Source organism: Saccharospirillum sp. (assembly GCF_040881935.1).
In the GTDB taxonomy this organism is placed as follows: domain Bacteria; phylum Pseudomonadota; class Gammaproteobacteria; order Pseudomonadales; family Natronospirillaceae; genus Saccharospirillum.
In genome coordinates this window covers 1-20,881 of sequence record NZ_JBBECH010000036.1, presented here as the reverse complement: position 1 = coordinate 20,881, position 20,881 = coordinate 1, and the positions used below count along the sequence as shown (strand labels likewise).

The following is a 20,881-nucleotide window of genomic DNA, read 5'->3' as shown; positions in this document are numbered from 1 at the left end:
TGAATTGCTTGAAATCTTTGCACCGTTACTCAACCGCCGTCGAGTGCTTACGTTGCGCTTCGTCAATGTCGACACCCACGGCGTATTCGTAAACCAGTTTTCCGCCGAAGAACCCGGTGAGCGCAATCAGCCCACTGGTGAGCAAAGACAAATACACCCCCCAGGGCCAGATGGCAGCCGTGGGTTCCCCCACCCGCAACAACCAGTTCAGCGATGCCAGCGACAGCAACATGATCGCCAGAATGGCATGACACCAGGCGGCAATGAGTCGCCGAATTCTGGGTACGATGAGCAGATCAATGAGGCCCACCGTGCCAGACAACCAGCCGCCCAGTGCCCCAACGCCAGCCAGCCACAGGCTGGCACGAGCCCAGAAAAAATCACCGGTCCACAGGTAGGCCATATCGGTGGCGACGAGCCCCAACAGAGCCCCAACCGGCACGTGGATCAGAACCGGGTGAATGGGGTGGCCGATGATGGCCATTCGACTGGCGATGGGTTGCAGGGGCATGGGGCATCCTTTGGTGGACGTCAGCTATCCAGAGTTTTCCTATCAGGCAGAAACAGCCTAGCAGGTGCGGTGGTTATCTGCTTGCTGTTGTCGGCCTGCCGCGGTCCGTTTTCTACATTGGACCCGGCCGGGCCTTCCGCCCGTGACGTTGCCGGTCTGTGGTGGGCCATGTTTGGTTTCGCCACCCTGGTGCTGATGGTGGTAACCGCCCTGTGGGTTTATGCCATCCGCCGTCCCGCTTCGCACCCGGATCAACAATCGGCTCAGGTGATGCAGAATCGTTGGGTCATCTGGGGCGGGCTCGCTTTGCCGTTGGGCAGTATCGCGCTGTTGCTGGCGTTTGGTATTCCGGTCGGGCATCGCATGCTGCCATTGCCACCGGAGACTGGCGCGGTACTGCAGATTGAAGTCACTGGTCATCAGTGGTGGTGGGCCGTGTATTATCCGGAACAGAACATCGGCTTAACCGATGAAGTGCACATCCCGGTGGGTACCCCGGTCGATGTGGTTCTGCGCAGCACGGATGTGATTCATTCCTTCTGGGTACCCCGCCTTGGCGGCAAGATGGACATGATTCCCGGCCGTATCAATGTGCTGCGTTTGCAGGCCGATGAACCCGGTGTTTATCGGGGCAGCTGTACCGAGTTCTGTGGCATCGGCCATGCCCATATGCAATTCACCATAACCGCCCATTCTGCAAACGACTTCCTCACCTGGCAGCAGCAGGTTCAGGAGGGTGCAGAATGACCGATACTTCAGAACAGGCCGGATTGGTTCGCGAGCTGAATCGGGTCTGGGCCAACCTGCCGGGGTGGGGCAGCTTGTCGGCGGTGAACCACAGCACCGTCGGCTTGCGCTTTATGGTCACAGGAATGGTTTTCTTCCTGATCGGAGGCATGCTGGCCATGCTGGTGCGCACCCAGTTGGCTTTGCCCGAGCAGAACCTGATCAGCGTCGAGCTTTATAATCAGGCCTTCACCATGCATGGCACGGTGATGATGTTTCTGTTCGCCATTCCGGTGCTGGAAGGTCTGGCCATGTATCTGATTCCCAAGCTTATCGGCGCGCGCGATCTGGTGTTTCCGCGCATCAGTTCACTGGGCTATTACTGTTATCTGTTCGGCGGCATTATCATTATGTCGAGCCTGTTTCTTGGCGTCGCGCCGGACTCCGGCTGGTTCATGTATACGCCACTGAGCAGCAATACCTTTTCGCCCGGCCCCGGGTCTGATTTCTGGTTGCTAGGCATTACCTTTGTCGAGGTCTCCGCCATGGCGGCTGGCATCGAACTTACTGTCTCCATTCTGCGTACGCGCGCGCCCGGCATGACACTGAGCCAGATGCCGATCTTCTGCTGGTATATTCTGGCCATGGCGCTGATGATCGTGTTCGGTTTTCCGCCGCTGATTCTCGCCAGTATTCTGCTGGAACTGGAGCGTGCCGCTGGTATGCCGTTCTTTGATGTCACCGCCGGTGGTGACCCGTTGCTGTGGCAACACCTGTTTTGGCTGTTTGGACACCCCGAGGTTTACATCATCTTCCTACCGGCTGCCGGTATTGTGTCGACGCTGATTCCGGTGTTTTCCGGGCGACCGCTGGTGGGTTATCGATGGGTTGTACTATCGATCATTCTCACCGGTTTCATCAGTTTCGGGCTCTGGGTGCACCACATGTTTACCGTGGGCATTCCCCAGCTGGCTCAGGCCTTTTTCTCCGTGGCCAGCATGATGGTGGCGGTGCCCACGGCGATACAGGTGTTCGTTTGGCTGGCTACTTTGTGGATGGGCAAGGTGGTGTTCCGTCTGCCCATGCTGTGGATCATGGGCTTTCTGGTCATCTTCGTGTGTGGTGGCCTGACCGGCGTTATGCTGGCGCTGGTGCCGTTCAACTGGCAGGTGCACGATACGCACTTTGTGGTGGCACACATGCATTATGTGCTGGTCGGCGGCATGTTCTTCCCGCTGATGGCGGGCCTGTATTACTGGCTGCCGCTGGTGTCCGGGCGCATGCCTTCGCAGCGAATAGGTCAGTGGGGCTTCTGGCTGACCTTCATCGGGTTCAATATCACCTTTCTGCTGATGCACCTCACTGGCCTGCTCGGCATGCCACGCCGGATCTACACCTACGAGGCGGGTCTGGGCTGGGACTGGTTGAATCTGTTGTCTTCAGTCGGCGGGTTCATCATGGCGGCCGGTGTTGCTCTGGTGCTGCTGGATCTGCTGATGCACTACCATTTTGGGCGCAAGGCTTCGCGCAACCCCTGGCATGCAGACACCCTGGAGTGGGTGCTGGAGCAACCGCCAGCACCTTACAATTTCGTATCTTTGCCCCGCATTCAATCCCGCCACCCAGTGTGGGATAACCCCGAACTGGGTGAGCGACTGCAGGCAGGCGAGGGCAGTCTGGCCAGTATTGAACATGGCCGCCGCGAGACCTGGGGTACCGATGCGGTTACCGGAGAACCCAGCGAAATCTGCCAGTTGCCGACCAACTCCTGGCTGCCGCTGCTGGCTGCCGGGACTTTGGCGCTGCTCTGTATCAGCCTGTTGTTGGGCTGGTATCTGCTGGCGTTAGTGTGTGTGGTACTGGCGGCGTTGCCTTTGTTCCGCTGGAGTTGGGAGAATGGAGGCCACCCCACAGCAGCGCCACTGACTCAGGAACCGCCAGGTGAATGCCTTCTGGAATCCAGAACCACCGATGGCCCGGGGCGCTGGGGCATGATCATCACGTTGCTGGCAGATGGCACACTTTACCTCTCACTGCTGTTCGGCTGGTTTTACCTGTGGACGGCCTCTCCCCAGTGGTCGGCACCGGATGCCGGACCACTAAGTATTTGGGGCCTGGCACTCAGCGGCATTCTGCTGACCTTGGCCAGCCTGCGTTTTCGGCAGCAGGCACGGCGACTGGCACGACGGGTTGATACCGGCGTTCTAGCCGGGCTCTGGCAGGCTACCGGGCTGGGGGTGCTGCATATTCTGTCACTCATCTTTGTGCTCTGGACGGCACCACTGGCCATTACGGAAAGTGCCCACGATGCGGTGCTCTTTTTTATGGTGTTGTTTTTGCTGTTTCACAGTGTGTTGGCCGTGATCATCACGGCGCTGCAGGCCTGGCGAACCCGGCTCGGGTATGTGAGTGCCCACTTGCCTTATGAACCCCAGGTTGTCTGGCCGTTCTGGCTTTATACCACCGGCATATTCTGGGTGAGCCTGGCGCTGTTTGCGCTGCTGCCCATGGCCTGGGGTCCCTCGCCATGAAACATACCAAAAAAAATGCGATAGCAAGGCAGCCGGGAATATCGACTGGCCATCCGGCGCAACTGGTTATCGGGCTCACGGTCTGGTGTGTCTGGTTTGTTGTGGTCTACGGCAGCCAGGCTGTGGCCTGCAAGCTGGCAGCGCCGGACCCGATAGTGGGAGCGTTTAATCCAATTAATCTGATGCTCGGTCTGATCACGCTGCTGATCGCTCTGGGGCTGGCGTGGGGTGCAAAGACCTGCTGGCGAAGCACAGGAAGCAGCGCCAGCGCCACCGCTTTGAACACGCGGCAGGCCTGGTTCATTGCACGCATCGCTGCCGGCTTGTATGCCGTCTCTGCTATCGCCACGTTCATCGTCCTGTGGCCACTGCTTGTGTTGCCGCCATGCGTTTGAGTAATCAATCCGAGAGAACGTTGGTCATTTCAATGACCCTGTTTGCTGCTCTCTGGTGGCTGCCCCTGACGGGGTGGGCACATGACCCCATCACCAGCGAGGGCTCGGCGCGTTGGGACGGTGCTGTGAATCTGCTGTTGCTGGGTGGCTTGTGGACGCTCTACCTGGTCGGGCAGAGTCGTCATGCGCCACCGCGCGGGCGCGCTATTATATTTCACTTTGCCTGTGTGGTGGCGCTAGTCACGTTGATGGGCCCACTTGATGATTGGGCCAAAAGCAGTACCGCTGCCCACATGGTGCAGCACATGCTGATGATGATCATTATTGCGCCGCTTTGGGTGTTGTCCCGCCCTTTTCCGCAGTGGTTTCATGCGGGCCTGAAACGTCTCACCCGCTGGCATCGGATGGCACGGGTCAATCAGCATCCGCTGACCCTGGCCTATCTGCATGCGGCCGCCGTCTGGTTCTGGCACCTCCCGAAGCCTTACATGCTGGCAGTCGAGCGGCCCTGGTGGCACTGGGCGGAGCATCTGAGTTTTCTGGTGACGGCGATCGGTTTTTGGTGGGCCGTGTTGCTCGGCGGCCGACACACCCGTCCGTTCGCCCTGCTCGCCGTGTTGTTTACCCTGATGCACACCGGCTTTCTCGGTGCCGTGCTCACCTTCGCCGATGGCCTGCTCTATGACGAAGCACGCAGTATTCAGGACCAGCAACTGGCAGGCCTGATTATGTGGGTTGGCGGTGGTATTACTTATTTGATCGCCGCAGGGTGGGTCAGCCACCAGTGGCTGCGTGAGCTTGAACGTCGGATGCGATCGGTAGCGGTAGCTAAAGAATAGACTGCGTGACGAATCATGACTTATAGGGCATGCACATAGGAAGCTATCGACTCTACAATTCTCACCGTTTTTGACTGTTGTAATGTGATGGGTGTTCGGCTTTGTTTCCGGGCGCTCAGTTTTTCGCCGGATGTTTATTAATGGGATCCTGTCGATTTCAGGGACGCTGGCCCGACCAATACAGGAAGAACGCTGAACTGTCGTGGAACTGACTTAAGAAAGCGTTACCATTGCCGGCTCTCGGCTGTCTAAACACCCCCCGTTTCCAAAGGAATATTCTGTGAAAACCGACATGATTAAAATGGCTCTGGTGCTCGGCCTGCTTAGTTGGATTGGCCCCTTCGCCATTGATATGTACCTGCCCGCCATGCCAGCCATCAGCGAAGACTTGAGAGCGTCGGTATCCGCTTCTCAGTGGACCTTGATGTCTTTTTTTATTGCGTTCGGCATTTGCCAGCTGTTTTACGGCCCGGCTTCCGATGTGTTTGGCCGCAAGCCACCACTCTATTTTGGCCTCGGCATCTTTGGTGTGGCGTCGATTGGTTGTGCGTTCGCGCCCACCATCGAATGGCTGATCGCCTTGCGCTTTGTCCAGGGTGTGGGCGCTGCTGCGGTCATGTCGATACCACGCGCCGTCATCCGTGACCGCTATACCGGCGTCGAAGCGACCCGTCTGATGTCTACCATCATGCTGGTGATCGCCATTTCACCGATGTTAGCCCCCTTGATGGGCACCGCGATCATCGTGCCGTTTGGCTGGCGCGCCGTCTTCCTGGCGGTCGCTGTCGCCACGGTGCTGGGCCTGTTGCTAACCGGCTTCGCGCTGAAGGAAACGCTGGCCCCGGCAGACCGCGCACCCTTTCGTTTCAACGCCATGCTGAAAGCCTTCGGCGTGTTGCTCCGGGACCCGGGATACATGGGCCTGACGCTAATCGGTGGCATGGGCATGGCCAGCTTCTTTGCTTTTCTGGCGACGGCCTCGTTCCTGTATACCGGCTACTATGGCCTGACGCCGCTCCAGTTCAGTCTTGCCTTCGCACTGAATGCCCTGGGTTTCTTTATCACCAGCCAGCTCGGGGCCAACCTCGGCGCCCGTTTCGGCTCGATCACCGTGGTCAAATGGGCCGTAGCCGGTTACGCCACCTCGGCTTGTCTGATGTTTATGCTGGTGGTTTTGGGGAACGACAGCTTTCCGCTGCTGGTAGCGATGCTGATTACGACTTACGCCTTCCTCGGTCTGGTGGTGCCAACGTCCATGGTGCTGTCACTGGAAGACCACGGTCCGATTGCCGGTACGGCAGCGGCCCTGGGCGGCACCCTGCAAATGATGCTGGGCGCATTAGCCATTGCGGTAGTCAGTGTGGTGTTCGACGGTACCCCGCTGATGCTGACGGCGGCCATCGCACTGTGCTCAGTGGTGGCAGCGGGTTTGTCGCTGTTGACTCTGCGCGGAACGCCACAGGGGGTGGCCGCCTAAGGATGTACTGACCAACCGTTCGCAACAATCGACTGAAGAAATTCATACGATGATTAAACTACTGCGCGGTTTATCGGAGGAGGCGGTTACCGCGATGGACGCTAATAGGTCTACGGTCGCCATACCCGGCGTGCATTGCCGGATGAACCCGGTGTTTACGTAGAGTATGGGTTTGGTGACTGGCGTTAAGCGTCGAGCATTGGGGGACGTGCAGCAAGCCATTCAGTTGGAAATACGTTAGCCTATTTGAACACTTACATTCAGGGTTTCCAATGAAGGTTCTATTTGCAGCCCCGGAAGATGCCTGGGGCGGGATTCTGCATCGTTTTCGCACCTGTTTGCCCGATGTCACTTTTACCGCCAGGGGTCTCAACCCCAGCAGCCTCACCGGGTACGATGTGGTGATTCCCACCATGAGTCGTATTGATGCGGATCTGTTGCAAACAGCGGATCGGTTGCAATTGATTCAGCAGATCGGCGCCGGCCTGGAAGGGGTGGATTTGGATGCGGCTAAAGCGAAAGGTATAGCGGTGGCCAATGTGCCGACCGATGTGTCAGGCAATGCCGATTCAGTGGCTGAGATGGTCATCTATTTTATGCTGGCGTTGATGCGTCGTACCGCTGAACACGCGGAACAGCGCCAGAAAAAACAGTTAGGTGTGCCGGTTGGTCGCAGCTTGATGGGCGCGACGGTAGGCATTGTTGGGTTTGGCGCCATCGGGCAGGCGGTCAGTCGTCGGTTGTCCGGTTTTGGGGTACGACAGATGGCGATCAAGCGTGAACCGGCTGCCGTTCTGACGTCGGAATTTGGGCTGGACTGGTTGGGTAGCCTGGCCGAGTTGCCGCACCTGCTGGAACAGTCCGACCTGGTGCTGCTGACGCTGCCAGATACGGACCAGACGCATCATCTGTTTAATGCCGGGCGGTTTCGCCAAATGAAACCCGGCAGCTATCTGATCAATGTCGGACGCGGCGGTCTGGTCGAACGCGAGGCGTTGCAGACTGCCCTCGTCGACGGCCATTTGGCTGGTGCGGCACTGGATGTGTTCTGGCAGGAACCGCCCGATCCGAATGACCCGATTTTTGCGTTGAATGTGCTGACGTCGCCGCATGTCTCCGGGTTAAGTGACCGGTCGGTTGAGGGCATTATGCAGGGTGCAGCCGATAACATTCAGCGGTTGATGGCCGGCGAGGTACTGCTCCATCGCCGGGTTTAATCAGGTCCGCTCAGGAGATGTAGTGGCGCCATGTCGCATGGAAATCACCACACAACCCACTCGTTGTGCAATGCCCGTTAAGGTACGTCGCCATTAAGAATGAGGGGCTGGATGGCGGTTTTTTCAAGTCCGATAGGGCTCTAGGCGATGTAGCCAAATTAACCTGTGGAACTTGAGTTAAGACAACCCAAAAAGAGGACCGCTCAGTGAACTTTTACGATCGTGATTTTCTGAACCAGCATTGCCAGTCTATTCTGGCGTTTTATGACCCCAGAGTGGACGACCCGAGCGGTGGTTTTTTTCATAATTACTATGACAACGGCGATGTTTTCGACCCCGGCTTTCGCCAACTGGTCAGTAGCACCCGCCTAGTGGTGAACTACGCTCTGGCTGGTCTGCATTTCGACCTCGAAGAGTACCGCCTTCGTGCCCGACGCGGGCTCGACTACGTCGAACAGGTGCACTGGCGCGAAGAAGAGGGCCTGTACGCCTGGACCCTGCGCGACCACGAACCCGAAGACCTCACCCAACAAGCCTACGGCTATGCGTTCGTGTTGCTTGCCTACTCTGCCTGCTTGAAAGCCGGTGTTATCCACAATGCCGACCCACTGCACCGCACCTACGACTTACTGGAGCAACGCTTCTGGCAAGCCGACCAGGGTCTGTACGCCGACGAACTCAGCGCCGACGGTGTGCTCAGTGACTACCGTGGCCAAAACTCGAACATGCATTTGTGCGAAGCCATGATCGCCGCCTATGAAGCCAGCCAGGACTCGCGTTTTCTTGAACGCGCCAAAACCCTCGCCAACAACATCGCCTTCCGCCAGGCTGATCTGACCGACGGCCTGGTCTGGGAGCACTACACACCCGACTTCAGCATTGATTGGGACTACAATAAAGACGATCCGAAAAACCTCTACCGGCCCTGGGGTTTTCAACCCGGTCACCAGACCGAGTGGACCAAGTTACTGCTGATGCTCCATCGCCACGACCCGCAACCCCGTTACATCGAACGCGCAAAAAGCTTATTTGACCGCGCCTGGACAACCAGTTGGGATGCCGAACACGGCGGCCTGGTTTACGGCTTCGACCCGCAAGGAAAGTGGTGCGATGACGACAAATATTTCTGGGTGCAAGCTGAAAGTTTTGCCGCCGCTGCTCTGCTATTACAGGCAACAGAAGACGAGCATTACCGGGACTGCTACCAGCAACTCTGGCAATACAGCTGGGATCACTTTGTCGATCACGACTACGGCGCCTGGTTCCGGGTGCTGTATCGGGACAACCGCAACGTTTCCAGCGAGAAGAGCGCCGCCGGTGCAAAGTGTGATTACCATACGTTATGCGCCTGCTTGGAAGTTCTGCGGGTTATTGAAAATTGCTGACCTGAGGCGCGACCTACCGGGTTAGATCCAGTAGAGTGGGGCTTTCCCCATTTAATGGAAACGACACTATGCGTCAGCAATGGATAAGTCTGGGTGGCCTGATCGCCACCGTGTTCATACTCAGCGGCTGCGCCGGTTTTGGGGTGGACAGTGCCTATCGTCAGCCCGACTTCGAGCACCAATCCACCCGACTGACCGGCATCACCTGGACCGGCGTTAACGGCTCCAGCCGGGTAACGCTGAGCAACCCCAATGCCTATCGCTTGCCTATCACCGAATTCGCTGCCCAGCTCTGGCTCGATGGTGAACCCTGGATCGACCTGGGTACACCCACACTCAATGGCCTGGCTGCGCGCTCCTCAACCACACTCGAATTCGACTGGACCGTCACCGCCGCAGGCTTGTTGCAACGCGCGCGCGATGCCTATGCCGCTGGCGAAGCCAACCTTGAACTGAAACTGCAACCGACATTGTCGGTGCCGGTGCTGGGCCCACGCCAGCTCGACTGGTCGCACGACTTTACCGTGCCGGTGCCAAAATCCCCGCAAGTAACGCTCGCAGACTGGCGCGTGGAAAACATCGGCTTTACCAGCCTGACCCTGGCACTGGACCTGGTGGTCACCAACCCGAACCGCTTCGATCTGGCGACCGGGCCTTTTGACGTCGGTATCGAAGCCGACGGGCGTAGCCTGTCCCGGCTGTCGCTCTCCGGAATGGACATCGGCGCGGGCGTGACCCAGCGCCAGACCACAGAGGTATCGCTCGGTTTTGGCGGCCTCGGTATTTCCCTGCTGGAAGCTTTGCGCAGCGGTGAATGGCCGGCGAGTCTCGGCATGAACTGGTCTGGCAATATGCGCAGCCCCGATCTCGGTCTTGATTTGCCAGCCTTGACCGGATCGGTCAGCCAGTAAATGATAAGCGGCGTTCAGGCTGCTACAGTGAGTCTGTTCCGGTGACTATTCCCGGCTAACCAGCCAGGCCGTTATTTTGGGGTTAAGCATGCAGAGCAGTGTCGTAGTGCCCGCAGGGCGTCGTTTTATGGGGGCATTGGCCGGGTTGATGCTGTTGGCCGCTGCATCGCAGGCCTCAACACTCAGCGAAGTGCGCAGCAAAAACTACCTCGACTGCGGCGTCTCGACTGGCATTCCCGGCTTCTCGAACCCCGATGCCGAAGGCCGCTGGAGCGGTCTGGATGTCGACATATGCCGGGCCGTCGCAGCGGCCGTACTCGGAGACGCCGGAAAAGTACGCTACACACCACTGCCCCCTAGCGACCGGTTCAATGCGCTTAGCTCGGGCGAGGTAGACATGCTGTCGCGCAACACCACCTGGACCCACGCCCGGGACACGACCCTGGGTATGATCTTCGCGGGCATCGTGTTCTACGATGGACAGGGCTTTATGGTCAGCCAATCTTCGGGGATCACCGGGCTGTCGGATCTCGATGGCGCGGCCATTTGCATTCAGGGTGGCACCACCAGTGAGCTGAATGTCGCCGACTATTTTCGGGAAACGGGTATGAACTATCAGCCGGTGGTATTTGCCACCTCTGATCAGACCATGCGTGGTTTTGAAGCGGGTCGGTGCAGCGTCTTAACCTCCGATGTGTCCCAGCTGTATGCCCAGCGAACCCGGCTGAGAAGCCCGGATTCAGCCCTCATTCTGCCCGACGTTATTTCCAAGGAGCCTCTGGGCCCTGCGGTGCGTCAGGATGATATGCAGTGGTACAACATCGTCAAGTGGACGGTGTATGCCATGGTCAACGCCGAAGAGTACGGCGTCAGCCAGAGCAACGTCGACGCGATGCGTGAATCCCCCAAGCCGGTAATTCAGCGCATGCTCGGTGTTAATGCCGACACTGGGCGTGCCATGGGTATTTCAGCCGGCTGGGCGTACCAAATAATCCGTCAGGTGGGCAATTATGGTGAAGTGTTTGAACGAAATGTCGGGGTTAATTCGCCGCTCGGGTTCGAGCGCGGCTTGAATCAATTATGGAACAGGGGCGGCTTGCTGTACGCGCCACCGCTGAGGTAGCTACTTGAGTTTTGGAGTTCGGCTTAGTTGTGTTGCCAGAAGTCCGTGCCAGGCACCGGGTGTGCCTATCCGGGGTCGGCGTAAACCCGTCCATGGGGCCTAGACCGCAACATCCATGTTGCGGACTACCCCGGATAGGCACACCCGGCACCTGGCACTCAGTTGGTGGCGAACTCTGAAACTCGAGTCACTAAAGAAAACGTCTCGCCTGCGAATACCGTTGCTGCCAGTAGGCGTTGCCGAGCGATGACTCGGTAACCCCGACCGAGGTGGCCGAATGAATAAACCGGTTATCACCCAAATAAATGCCTGCATGCTGGTCCTTGCCGCCGATGCGGAAGAAAACGATATCGCCCTCACGCAATTGATCCCGCCGTACAAACTGCCCCTGGCTGAGCATCATCTCGGTGGTGCGGGGTAAAGTGCGATTCAGCCCTTCCCGATATGCTGTGACGATAAACCCCGAGCAGTCGAAACCGGCCTGCGTCGTCCCGCCATAGCGATAGGGTGTACCTTGGTAACGCTGGTAGACCTGCTGCAACTGGCGAACAACGGAAGACTCGTTGGCTGGGGCAGAAGAGGGCGTTGAAGCAGTCTGACCGGTAACGGCGATTCTGGGGGCAGAGCCAGCTTCATAGCTCTGATAACCGGCACACCCGGCTAGAAAAAGGCTGGCGGTGGCGATCAGCAGCAGGTTATGCCTGTGGCACGGCGGGAGCGCGGTATTGGCTGGGGACATCGGTTTGGTGTGCATCGTCATCGGTCTGTCAAAACTCTGTATAGCAACCTTACCCGGTGATGCCCGTCCGGGCCAGTCACCGCGTGTAAAGAGGGTGGTCCGGGTTCAGCCGGCAGTCAGGTTGGGCGACCCTGTTGCCAGTAGAGAAGGCGCTCGACCAGCATCGGCCGGGAGAAGGGTTTGGGGATCAGATCGTCCATGCCGGCAGCGAAGGCTTCGTCGCGGTCGCGCTCCATGGTGTTGGCGGTGATCGCCAGAATGGGAGTGTCGGCATTGGGGCCGTTGCTGTTACGAATCTGCCGGGTGGCTTCAAAGCCATCCATCTTCGGCATCTGACAGTCCATCAGAATGAAGTCGTAGCGGGCTGATGCAGCCTGCTCAACCGCACCCACACCATCGTAGGCAACGTCCAGGTTACACCGTTCCCGCTCCAGAATGGCCGTCAGCAACTTCAGGTTGAGCAGGTTGTCCTCAACGATCAGTACGCGGCGGCCGGCCAGCGGTGTAGTCTCAGTACCGGCGGGATTCGGTGCCTGCTCCGGTGCGCTGGTGCAGGGCAGGCTCAGCCGGGTCAGGGTGTGGTCGGCGTGCTGTTCCCGGGTCAGCTCGGCGCCCAGAATGTCAGCGAAGGCCTGGCTTAAATAAAGATTGAGTGTCGGGCCCGTTAGTGGCGGTTTTTCCGAGCGGCTATCCGGGCTGGCCAGGTCGGCCACAGGCAGCGTATGAATGGTATCAATGGGGTTGGGCTGACGCAGTGTCAGGTTCAACCGTTGCGCGGCATCATCAAAGTGCGCCTTCATCTCAATGTCGCCGGTTTGACTGTGCTTTAGGGCGTTGTCCAGCAAGTGATCCAGAATGTGCTTGGTGTTGTGCCAGTCCAGCACCAGCGCCCCAGGCAGGGTGTCGGCTCCTATCAGGGTGCAGACACGACCGTGGGTCGAAAAAGACGCCGACAGCTGGTTTTTGCAATCATTGAGCCGGGCGCACACGTTGACCGTTGCCGGGCGACTGACCACCGGGTAGGCCAACAGTTCGGCGTAGGAGAGCAGACTTTCAACCTGGTGATGCGTGGTGTGGGTTGCATTGTGCAGTAGGTACAGTAATTCCTGTTGCCGGGCCGTCAGTGAGCTGCTGGCCAGTTCTTCCAGTGCGCCCAGGGCGTGCGTGATGGGGGTGCGCAGTTCATGGCTGACCAGGCGTAAGAATTCATCCTTGCTGCGATTGGCATCGCGCGCATCCTGTAGCGCCTGATCAAGCCGGGCCAGGGTCTGCAAGGCTTCTTCTTTTGCTTCGGCTTCCCGCTGTTCGCGCAGGCGATGATCGTTGCGCAGATAATTCGCCTGGGCCACTGACATCAGTAAAGATTCATAAGCCACACCAAATAACAGGGCACGCTGTACAAAGAAATTGGATGGCAACATACCTTGCACATAAAGGTTGTACATGACCGAGCAGATCGCCATGCCGGACCAACTGACCAGAAACAGCGGGGCTGAATTCAGGCCCTTGTAGGTGGCGCTGATGCCGAGATAAATGACGGTGACAAAGAAGATCAGATTGGCCAGGGTGACGATGGTGACCGCATGGCTGATGAGGTCCAGCAAACCAAAAGGGATGGACGCGATGCCCAGCCAGCGCAAGCCACTGAGAACACGATGCAGACGAGGGTAGTGGATTCGGGTGCGTAAAAAATGCTGGCAAAAGCTGTAGCCACCCCAGAAAAACATCGCCAGCCCGAAAAATGCCGCGTTTTGCTGAAAGAAGGTGGAGTTGGGCCAGAGGTAGAGGTAACCGAGGCCCGAGTTGTACACCGAAAACAGGATGATGCCGCTTAAATAGACCAGATAACTGAACCGGAAACGGTCCCGGTCGACCTGCCACATCACCAGGTTGAACAACAACATGGCACTGCTGAGTGTGATCAGCAGCACATCGAGCATCATTTCCCAGATAGAGGCGTTCAGCTGGCTTAGTTCATCGTTCAGGCTGACGTCGAGTGCCAGGGTGCTGCGGCCGTAAGCGGCGATGTAGATCTCCCTCGATTCACCGGGTGCGATGCGCAGCGGAATCAGGTACCCCGGAAACGAATAGCGACGCAGGTGGCTTGGGCGGCGGTCACCGGCGATGAAGACCGGCGCGTCGAGCGCCAGAGGTTGCCCGGCTGGTACTGAATACACATCCACGTAGTCAGCCGCTTCGGCGTTGATCGACAGAAACCACTCCGCCTGATCCGTGTCGTTAAGGACACTTAACGCCAGCCAGGCTTTCTGGTCATCGCGGACGTAGCCAAAATTGGGGATGCTGTCGAAGGTCTGTGGCAGGGCATCCAGGCTGGGCACGGTTGCCAGCGGCAACAGCCCGCCGTTCAGGGCATTCAGCGTAGCGCTGCCATTCACCTGAGACAATTGAACATGGTTATCGGCATAGACGGGGGTACTGGCCAGAATAACAGCCAAAAGGCCAAACGCGATGATTCCCGGCTGGTCGAAAGTACGACACCGTTGCAAAACGGGTATTGTTAGCCACCTAAACCATATCGCAAGCCGGGTACCGGGACGGGGCTTGGTGTAACAGTTCCTTGTCGTGGCCCGCTGTCCTTGATTTGTCATCGGCATGGTCAGAACAATGCATCCAGTCCCAGCTTAACACTTAGACTGATGTTTACACCTTCCTTTTCTTCAATCGCGCCCAGCAAATAGCCGCTTTCCAGTGAAAGCCGGACACTGTCGCTCTGGTCATCGACGTAACCATAACGGTCACCCCGCGCATCGTGGATCTCCTTTCCACGCCGGAACACCCGGTACAGATCGCCGACTTCGACGCCGGTGTGGATGCCGAGATCAAAAATCAGCTCGTCGCCAGTGACCCGGACCACGGTGCCCAGTTCCCGGAAAGCGCGTTTAAGCACTAGCGGTAACTCGTATTCCAGTTGCGCCATCACGATAGCAAACTCCGAACAGTGATATATATTTCGGAGTATAGACACAGTACCCACGCTGCAAGCCAGTAAGGGCGTTATTTTCAAGGAGAATCGGCTAAACCCGTCAATTACCTGACGCTTGCAACCAGGGGTGAGCCTCGTATGATGAAAAACCTTACAAAAAAGCGTTCACCGCACAGAGGGAGTCCTGAAATGGAGGTTATTAGCAGCGAACAGGTAGCCGGCCTGTTGGCCTGGCCAGCACTGATCGAGCGTATTTCGAGCGCCTTTGTTGATGGCGTCGAGGCACCACCGCGGCATCATCACGTCATGCATCGCAAAGACGGTGAAGCGACCATGTTGCTGATGCCAGCCTGGCAGATGGATGGCTACGTGGGCGTGAAAATGGTGAATGTGTACCCGCAAAATGCCGCCGCTGGTCTGCCCGCCATCGCTGGCGTATATCTGCTCAGCAACGGTGACAACGGCCAGCCACTGGCCTGCATCGATGGCAGTGAACTGACCCGGCGTCGCACCGCCGCCGCCTCGGCCCTGGCCGCACGGGAATTGGCGCATCCTGATTCGGCAACCCTGGTCGTGCTCGGTACCGGTAAGCTGGCGCCCATGCTGATTGAGGCTCACGCCAGTGTACGGCCGATTCGAACGGTGCAGGTCTGGGGGCGCAATCGGGGCAAAGCTGAGGCCCTGGCAAAGCAGTATCAGGATCGATTTGATACCAGTGTTGTTACCGATTTGGCCGACAGTGTGAGCAAGGCCGATATCATCAGCTGCGCAACGCTGTCGACTGAACCGCTGGTAAAAGGCGACTGGCTCAAGCCTGGTGCGCACCTCGATCTGGTCGGGGCGTTTCGGCCCAGCATGCGCGAAACCGACAGTGTGGCGATGACGCGCGGCAAGGTCTTTGTCGATACCTACGCTGGCGCCCGCGGCGAGGCTGGTGATTTACTGCAGGCAATGGACGAAAGCGATTTTACCTTCGCGGATGTCTGCGCCGAGTTGGCTGAGGTGTTGCGCGGTGACAAACCAGGCCGCGAGCACAGTGACGACATTACCGTGTTTAAATCGGTCGGCGCGTCCCTGGAGGATTTAGCCGCCGCCATCGAAGTCTGGCAGCAGTACGCAGGAGCCTGAAACATGCATATAGCAGTTATTGGGGCCGGTGTAGTCGGCGTAACCACGGCCTGGGTACTGCAGCAACGCGGTCACACCGTCAGTGTAATCGAACCCCAGTCAGCGGCGGGAATGGAAACCAGCAAGGCCAACGCCGGCCAGCGCAGCTATGGCTACGTTTACCCCTGGGCCTCCCCGGCGATGATCGGTAAAGCCTTGCCCTGGCTGCTGTCGGCCGATGGCCCGCTGAAAATGAAACAACCCCCGTCACTGTCTACCCTGCGTTTTCTCTGGGATACCTGGCGTTTTGCCCGCAAGCCCGGGTTGTTCGAAGCCAACAAGGTAGCCATGCTGAAACTGGCCGCCTATAGCCGCCAATGCTTTATTGAACTGGAACAACAGCACCCCTTCGACTTTTCCGGGGGGCACCGGGGGCTGATGGAGCTGGCCAGCAACGCGAAAAGCCAGCAAGGGTTGCGTGAAAACGCTGCTTTGTTACAGCGCCTGGGCATCGAGCATCAGATGCTGGAACCCGATGAAGTCTATTCAGTCGAACCGGGGCTGGCGCGCAACCCGCCGATTTTGGGTGCATTGCATTTGGCCAATGACGGCACCGGAGACTGCCATCAGTTCACTCAGGCGCTGGCTGAGCTCTGTGCCGAACAGGGCGTGACTTTCCACTACGGTCAATCTGTAGCCGAAGTTATCACCGATGCCGGTAAACCAGTGGCACTGACGCTGACTCGTGCCAACGAACCCGGGGCGGTGGAACAACTGGAAGCCGATGCGTTTGTGCTTTGCGCTGGCGTGGCGTCATCAGACCTTGGGCGGCAGTTTGGGCTGAAGCTTTCACTGTACCCGGTTAAGGGGTATTCGCTGACTGCCGCGCTAATCAACCCAGAAAAAGCACCACAATCGTCGGTGATTGATGATCAGTTCAAGGTCGTAGCAACGCGACTTAATGATCGATTACGGGTGACCGGTTTTGTTGAACTGGCAGACTTCAACCGCGACATTCCCGCCCGCCGCCTGGCCACATTGAAACGAGCGATTGATCTGCGTTTTCCTGGCGCCGCGGATCTGGATACCGCCGAAGCCTGGGCCGGGTTTCGGCCGATGACACCCGACGGCCCACCGGCCATCGGCAAAGGCCCCGCCGACAACCTGTTCATCAATACCGCACACGGTACCTTTGGCTGGACCCTGTCGGCAGGCAGCGCAAACATTGTCGGGCAGTTGGTCGACGGTGAGCAACCGGCCGTCGAGCTCGATGCGTTTCGACCCGGGCGGTTTTGATAACCAGACTTGAGCTTAAGTTTCGGAGTTCTCACAATGTGAGCGTTGGCTGGCGGTGGTGCCTCTGCGGGGTAGTCCGAAACATGGATGTTTCGGTCTAGGCTCCATGGACGGATTCACGCCGACCCCGCAGAGGCACCACCGGTAGCCAACGCGGGCCATGGCCACTAAACCGACCCGAACTCCGAAACGTGAGCTAGTAAGGGAGTTCAAGAAGTTTGTTTATGTTTTCCCACTCGGGTGGGTGCTGCTTGACCCTTCGCTTTGATTCTGACCGATCCGTTTGGAACTAATGGCTTGCTGTAAAAACGTCAGAATCCATTGGGCGACGAGTTGATCGTCCAGTGGTTGTTCCAGTGATTGCAGACCAGACTGGTAGAGCTGAGGCCCCAGGATGGTCTGGCGCTTGTTCAGCAAATCACGCGAGTAATCTTTGCTGAATTCCGGATGGCCCTGGAACGTCAGGGTGGTTGCGCCAATTTGCACGACATCGTTCGGGCAAAAATCGTGGCCCGCGAGTCGCTGCGCGCCGTCGGGTAGGGCCGTGACCTGATCCTGATGGCTGACCAGAAGCCGGAAGGTGTCACAGCCCGACGTTATCCAGTCCGGGCATTGCAGCATTTTCGCACTGTGGTTGCCCACGCCCCAGCCTTTGTCGGATTTGGTGACTTCACCACCCAGTGCGGTGGCAATGAGCTGGTGACCAAAACAAATGCCGATCAGCGGACGCTGTGCCTGATGCAATGCAAAAGCCAAATCACGTGCCCGGTGAATCCAGGGTTCGTCGTCGAGCACACTGTATTTACTGCCGGTAAACAGCCAGGCATCGCATTCGTCCAGGGTCTCTGGAAATTGCAGCGCGGTCAGGTCGTAGGCGGCGTAGTCCAGGCCGGGCAGAACCGACTCAAACAGCTTGCGAAACATCTGCGGGTAGTCGCCATGGCGTTCCGCGAGATCAGGCGCGACCTGGTCGCACTGTAAAATGCCAAGCTTGAACGATAGTGGTTGTGCTGGGCGCATGGTGTGTCCTCTTAATAGTTGGACCACTACGAACGGTCGGTGTCGTCACTCTTAAACAGCGAGCGTATGTATTCGAGGTCGCCGATTCGATCTTCCAGTTGCCCCCAGGATCGATTGCTCAGCGCAGCGATAAAGGTTTCCATCATCACGTTGATCGCGGTGAGCGAATCCCAGTTGGACGGCGCTTCAACATGGGCGACCAGCACGTGCTGGGCAAAGCGGGAAATCGGTGATAACCACTGGTCGGTCACCAGTACGACCTGAGCGCCCCGGCGCTGCGCCTCTTCAGCGAAGACAACGACTTCCTGCTGATACCGGCGAATATCGAACACCAGCAACACGCAGGTTTTATCCATATCCAACAGGTATTCAGACCAGGAGACCGGCAAGCCGGTGACGTGGCTGACTTTCGCTCGCAACGCGCGCAAGTGCATGTAGGTGTGGGTTGCGATCGAATCGGTGAAGCGTCCGCCCAGCAGGAAAACAGACTGGGTGGTGTCGCCCAGCAGCGCCAGAATGCTGTCGAACTCAGCGGCAGGAATCGAGTCCATCGAATGACGAATGTTCTGGCAAACGGCCTCGGTGTATCGTTCCTGAAAGTCTCGCTTGCCAGGCGTGGCTCTGATTTCAGGCTGGCTTTTGGCCAGGGGTGATTTAAGTCTGGCGTTCAGTTCATCGCGCAGCTGTTCCTGGAACCGGGGGTAGCCTGAAATGCCGAGTTTGCTGACAAAGCGCAAGATGGTGGGGTGGCTGACCTCGGCTTTTTCCGCGAAGCGGGCCAATGAGTCCAGGCCCAATACCGGGTAGTTGGTGAGCAATAAACGCGCTACCTTTCGTTCTGAGGGTGTCAGGCTGTCCAGTTTGCGATGGATCAGCTCGGCGACAGTGAGCCCGGCTGGCAGATCGCCGTTTGACCTGTTGTGCTGCAGTTCGCTCATGGTGATCCTGAAGACGCTGTTTAGACGCTGATTATTTTGTTATTTGGTGATGTACAGAATTGTACGTAATGGACTAATGTATAGCAAAGCTGTACATTAATGTACAAAATATAATCATAATGGCTCGCAATTCCGGGCTCTTGCCGGGTCAGCGGGCCCCTTGCTCGGACGACAATAATAAAGGGCGCACTGGCGCCGGTCATGCTGACAGGAGAGTACCTAATGCAGCCCAGAGCCGTAAAAACCCGAGAAGACGTTAAAGCGATTATCGAGGAGCGCAATGCCAGCCAGGTAAAAGTCGGGGTATTCGACATCGACGGCGTGCTGCGTGGCAAGTACATGAGTCGTAGCAAGTTTCTGTCGGCACTGGAACAGGGCTTCGGTTTCTGCGATGTCGTGCTGGGCTGGGACAGTAACGATCAACTGTACGACAACGTCGATTACACCGGTTGGCACACCGCCTATCCGGATGCCTGGGTGCGCATCATTCCAGACAGTTGCCGGGAGATCCCAGCCGAAGGCAATACCCTGTTTTTCCTGTGCGAATTTACCGGCCTGGCCGAGACCATCTGCCCGCGTGGTTTGTTGCGCCGCGTGCTGGATCGCGCCGACGGCCTGGGGTTCAAAGCATGGGCTGCTTGCGAATTTGAGTTCTTCCTGTTTGAAGAAACCCCCAAATCAGTGCGCGAAAAACACTATCAGAAGATGGCCAGCATCACCCCGGGGTATTTCGGGTACTCGGTGTTGCGCAGTTCAGTCATGGCCGAGTTCTACAACGACTTTATGGGCTACTGCAACGCCCTGGACATGCCGGTGGAAGGCTTTCACACCGAGACTGGCCCCGGTGTACTGGAAGCGGCGCTGGCGGTCGACTCCGCGCTGAATGCAGCCGACAAAGCAGCCCTGTTCAAAACCTTCACTAAAGTTTATGCCCAGCGGAATGGCATGATGGCAACCTTTATGGCCAAGTGGTCCAGAGAGTACCCTGGCCAAAGCGGCCATATGCATCTGTCGCTGCATAAAAAAGACGGCACGTCGGCGTTCTACGACGAAGCTGGCGGCGAACACCGGATGTCCGAAACCATGCGCCATTTCATCGGCGGGCAGCAGGCACTGATGCCCGAGTTCCTGGCGATGATTGCCTGTACCGTCAACAGTTACACCCGGTTAATTCCCGGTGCCTGGGCACCCACGGCGGCAAGCTGGGGCGTTGAAAACCGCACCTGTGCCTTGCGCGCCATTCCCGGTTCCCCAAAGTCGCAGCGGGTTGAATACCGTATTTCAGCCGCTGACATTAACCCTTACATTGCGTTGGCTGCCGCTTTGGCGTCGGGACTATGGGGAATCGAAAATCAAATAGAGCCGGACGCGCCGATTGCGGGTACCGCCTATGATGTTGAGTTCTCGCCGGAACGAACACTTCCCGCAACTCTAATGGATGCTGCCGGTCGCTTGCGTGCTTCAAAAGCCGCACGCGAACTTTTCGGCGATGCCTTTGTTGATCATTACGCGGCTACTCGGGAATGGGAAGAGCGCGAATTCAGAAAGGCCATTACCGATTGGGAACTGCAGCGGTACTTTGAGATTATTTAGCCCATAGCCAGTGTCATGAGTTAGAAATTCGCAGGGCAAGTAGTGTAGGTGGTTCTTTACTTTCTGGTGCTGGCCGGAGTGTTGGGTGCGTCTACTGGGGGCCGTTAGACCGCATGGATGCGGTCTAAC

The 20,881-nt window shown here is 57.8% G+C and carries 18 protein-coding genes; 12 read left to right on the top strand and 6 right to left on the bottom strand.

Annotated features, from left to right (window positions below; genetic code table 11):
• Positions 1–25 precede the first annotated feature (25 nt).
• Complete coding sequence (locus WEB54_RS05610) at positions 26–511, bottom strand: DUF2231 domain-containing protein (RefSeq protein ID WP_368054032.1); 486 nt, start codon at positions 509–511, stop codon at positions 26–28.
• Between the two features lie 69 nt (positions 512–580).
• Between WEB54_RS05610 and coxB the strand changes: the two genes are divergently transcribed.
• The 9 genes from coxB to WEB54_RS05565 all read left to right on the top strand — a co-directional run bounded on the left by coxB (position 581) and on the right by WEB54_RS05565 (position 11,115).
• Positions 581–1,258 carry a cytochrome c oxidase subunit II gene (gene coxB, locus WEB54_RS05605; RefSeq protein ID WP_368054030.1) on the top strand — a complete coding sequence of 226 codons (678 nt, stop codon included), beginning with the start codon at positions 581–583 and terminating at the stop codon, positions 1,256–1,258.
• Positions 1,255–3,768 carry a cytochrome c oxidase subunit I gene (gene ctaD / locus WEB54_RS05600; protein WP_368054028.1) on the top strand — a complete coding sequence of 838 codons (2,514 nt, stop codon included), beginning with the start codon at positions 1,255–1,257 and terminating at the stop codon, positions 3,766–3,768. The genes coxB and ctaD overlap by 4 nt, the downstream gene beginning before the upstream one ends.
• Positions 3,765–4,163 (top strand): hypothetical protein, encoded by a 399-nt coding sequence (locus WEB54_RS05595; protein ID WP_368054026.1) that lies wholly within the window; start codon positions 3,765–3,767, stop codon positions 4,161–4,163. The genes ctaD and WEB54_RS05595 overlap by 4 nt, the downstream gene beginning before the upstream one ends.
• Before the next feature lie 32 nt (positions 4,164–4,195).
• Positions 4,196–5,002 carry a cytochrome c oxidase assembly protein gene (locus tag WEB54_RS05590; protein ID WP_368054024.1) on the top strand — a complete coding sequence of 269 codons (807 nt, stop codon included), beginning with the start codon at positions 4,196–4,198 and terminating at the stop codon, positions 5,000–5,002.
• A 280-nt stretch (positions 5,003–5,282) separates the two neighbouring features.
• Positions 5,283–6,479 (top strand): multidrug effflux MFS transporter, encoded by a 1,197-nt coding sequence (locus WEB54_RS05585; RefSeq protein ID WP_368054022.1) that lies wholly within the window; start codon positions 5,283–5,285, stop codon positions 6,477–6,479.
• A 272-nt stretch (positions 6,480–6,751) separates the two neighbouring features.
• Positions 6,752–7,696, top strand: a complete 945-nt coding sequence (locus WEB54_RS05580; protein ID WP_368054020.1) for a 2-hydroxyacid dehydrogenase — start codon at positions 6,752–6,754, stop codon at positions 7,694–7,696.
• A 206-nt stretch (positions 7,697–7,902) separates the two neighbouring features.
• Positions 7,903–9,081, top strand: a complete 1,179-nt coding sequence (locus WEB54_RS05575) for an AGE family epimerase/isomerase (protein WP_368054018.1) — start codon at positions 7,903–7,905, stop codon at positions 9,079–9,081.
• Between the two features lie 68 nt (positions 9,082–9,149).
• Positions 9,150–9,992, top strand: coding sequence for an LEA type 2 family protein (locus WEB54_RS05570; protein WP_368054016.1), 843 nt, complete (start codon positions 9,150–9,152; stop codon positions 9,990–9,992).
• Between the two features lie 88 nt (positions 9,993–10,080).
• On the top strand, positions 10,081–11,115 hold the full coding sequence (locus tag WEB54_RS05565; RefSeq protein WP_368054014.1) for an amino acid ABC transporter substrate-binding protein: 1,035 nt from the start codon (positions 10,081–10,083) through the stop codon (positions 11,113–11,115).
• A 190-nt stretch (positions 11,116–11,305) separates the two neighbouring features.
• Here WEB54_RS05565 and WEB54_RS05560 read toward each other — a convergent pair whose 3' ends face one another.
• The 3 genes from WEB54_RS05560 to WEB54_RS05550 all read right to left on the bottom strand — a co-directional run bounded on the left by WEB54_RS05560 (position 11,306) and on the right by WEB54_RS05550 (position 14,795).
• Positions 11,306–11,875 (bottom strand): C40 family peptidase, encoded by a 570-nt coding sequence (locus WEB54_RS05560; RefSeq protein ID WP_368054012.1) that lies wholly within the window; start codon positions 11,873–11,875, stop codon positions 11,306–11,308.
• 95 nt (positions 11,876–11,970) lie between these two features.
• Positions 11,971–14,310, bottom strand: a complete 2,340-nt coding sequence (locus tag WEB54_RS05555; RefSeq protein WP_368054010.1) for a 7TM diverse intracellular signaling domain-containing protein — start codon at positions 14,308–14,310, stop codon at positions 11,971–11,973.
• 161 nt (positions 14,311–14,471) lie between these two features.
• Positions 14,472–14,795, bottom strand: coding sequence for a hypothetical protein (locus WEB54_RS05550; RefSeq protein ID WP_368054008.1), 324 nt, complete (start codon positions 14,793–14,795; stop codon positions 14,472–14,474).
• Between the two features lie 192 nt (positions 14,796–14,987).
• On the opposite strand from WEB54_RS05550, the gene WEB54_RS05545 reads away from it, so the two are divergent.
• Positions 14,988–15,926 (top strand): ornithine cyclodeaminase family protein, encoded by a 939-nt coding sequence (locus WEB54_RS05545; RefSeq protein ID WP_368054006.1) that lies wholly within the window; start codon positions 14,988–14,990, stop codon positions 15,924–15,926.
• A 3-nt stretch (positions 15,927–15,929) separates the two neighbouring features.
• Positions 15,930–17,201, top strand: coding sequence for a D-amino acid dehydrogenase (locus WEB54_RS05540; protein WP_368054004.1), 1,272 nt, complete (start codon positions 15,930–15,932; stop codon positions 17,199–17,201).
• Positions 17,202–17,423: 222 nt separating this feature from the next.
• Here the strand turns inward: WEB54_RS05540 and WEB54_RS05535 are convergent, their stop codons facing one another.
• Together WEB54_RS05535 and WEB54_RS05530 are read right to left on the bottom strand one after the other, a co-directional pair.
• A complete protein-coding gene (locus tag WEB54_RS05535; RefSeq protein WP_368054002.1) occupies positions 17,424–18,221 on the bottom strand; it encodes a GMP synthase in 798 nt (265 codons plus the stop codon).
• Positions 18,222–18,247: 26 nt separating this feature from the next.
• The gene (locus WEB54_RS05530; RefSeq protein ID WP_368054000.1) at positions 18,248–19,159 is read right to left on the bottom strand and encodes a MurR/RpiR family transcriptional regulator; all 912 of its coding nucleotides are present in this window, start codon (positions 19,157–19,159) and stop codon (positions 18,248–18,250) included.
• Between the two features lie 222 nt (positions 19,160–19,381).
• Here WEB54_RS05530 and WEB54_RS05525 point away from each other — a divergent pair, with 222 nt between their 5' ends.
• Positions 19,382–20,752 carry a glutamine synthetase family protein gene (locus WEB54_RS05525; protein ID WP_368053998.1) on the top strand — a complete coding sequence of 457 codons (1,371 nt, stop codon included), beginning with the start codon at positions 19,382–19,384 and terminating at the stop codon, positions 20,750–20,752.
• Positions 20,753–20,881 lie beyond the last annotated feature (129 nt).

Coding starts and splice junctions, on each gene's coding strand:
- WEB54_RS05610 (WP_368054032.1), bottom strand. CDS start 511: ATGCCCCTGCAACCCATCGCCAGTCGAATGGCCATCATCGGCCACCCC.
- ctaD (WP_368054028.1), top strand. CDS start 1,255: ATGACCGATACTTCAGAACAGGCCGGATTGGTTCGCGAGCTGAATCGG.
- WEB54_RS05595 (WP_368054026.1), top strand. CDS start 3,765: ATGAAACATACCAAAAAAAATGCGATAGCAAGGCAGCCGGGAATATCG.
- WEB54_RS05590 (WP_368054024.1), top strand. CDS start 4,196: ATGACCCTGTTTGCTGCTCTCTGGTGGCTGCCCCTGACGGGGTGGGCA.
- WEB54_RS05580 (WP_368054020.1), top strand. CDS start 6,752: ATGAAGGTTCTATTTGCAGCCCCGGAAGATGCCTGGGGCGGGATTCTG.
- WEB54_RS05570 (WP_368054016.1), top strand. CDS start 9,150: ATGCGTCAGCAATGGATAAGTCTGGGTGGCCTGATCGCCACCGTGTTC.
- WEB54_RS05565 (WP_368054014.1), top strand. CDS start 10,081: ATGCAGAGCAGTGTCGTAGTGCCCGCAGGGCGTCGTTTTATGGGGGCA.
- WEB54_RS05560 (WP_368054012.1), bottom strand. CDS start 11,875: ATGACGATGCACACCAAACCGATGTCCCCAGCCAATACCGCGCTCCCG.
- WEB54_RS05545 (WP_368054006.1), top strand. CDS start 14,988: ATGGAGGTTATTAGCAGCGAACAGGTAGCCGGCCTGTTGGCCTGGCCA.
- WEB54_RS05540 (WP_368054004.1), top strand. CDS start 15,930: ATGCATATAGCAGTTATTGGGGCCGGTGTAGTCGGCGTAACCACGGCC.
- WEB54_RS05535 (WP_368054002.1), bottom strand. CDS start 18,221: ATGCGCCCAGCACAACCACTATCGTTCAAGCTTGGCATTTTACAGTGC.
- WEB54_RS05530 (WP_368054000.1), bottom strand. CDS start 19,159: ATGAGCGAACTGCAGCACAACAGGTCAAACGGCGATCTGCCAGCCGGG.
- WEB54_RS05525 (WP_368053998.1), top strand. CDS start 19,382: ATGCAGCCCAGAGCCGTAAAAACCCGAGAAGACGTTAAAGCGATTATC.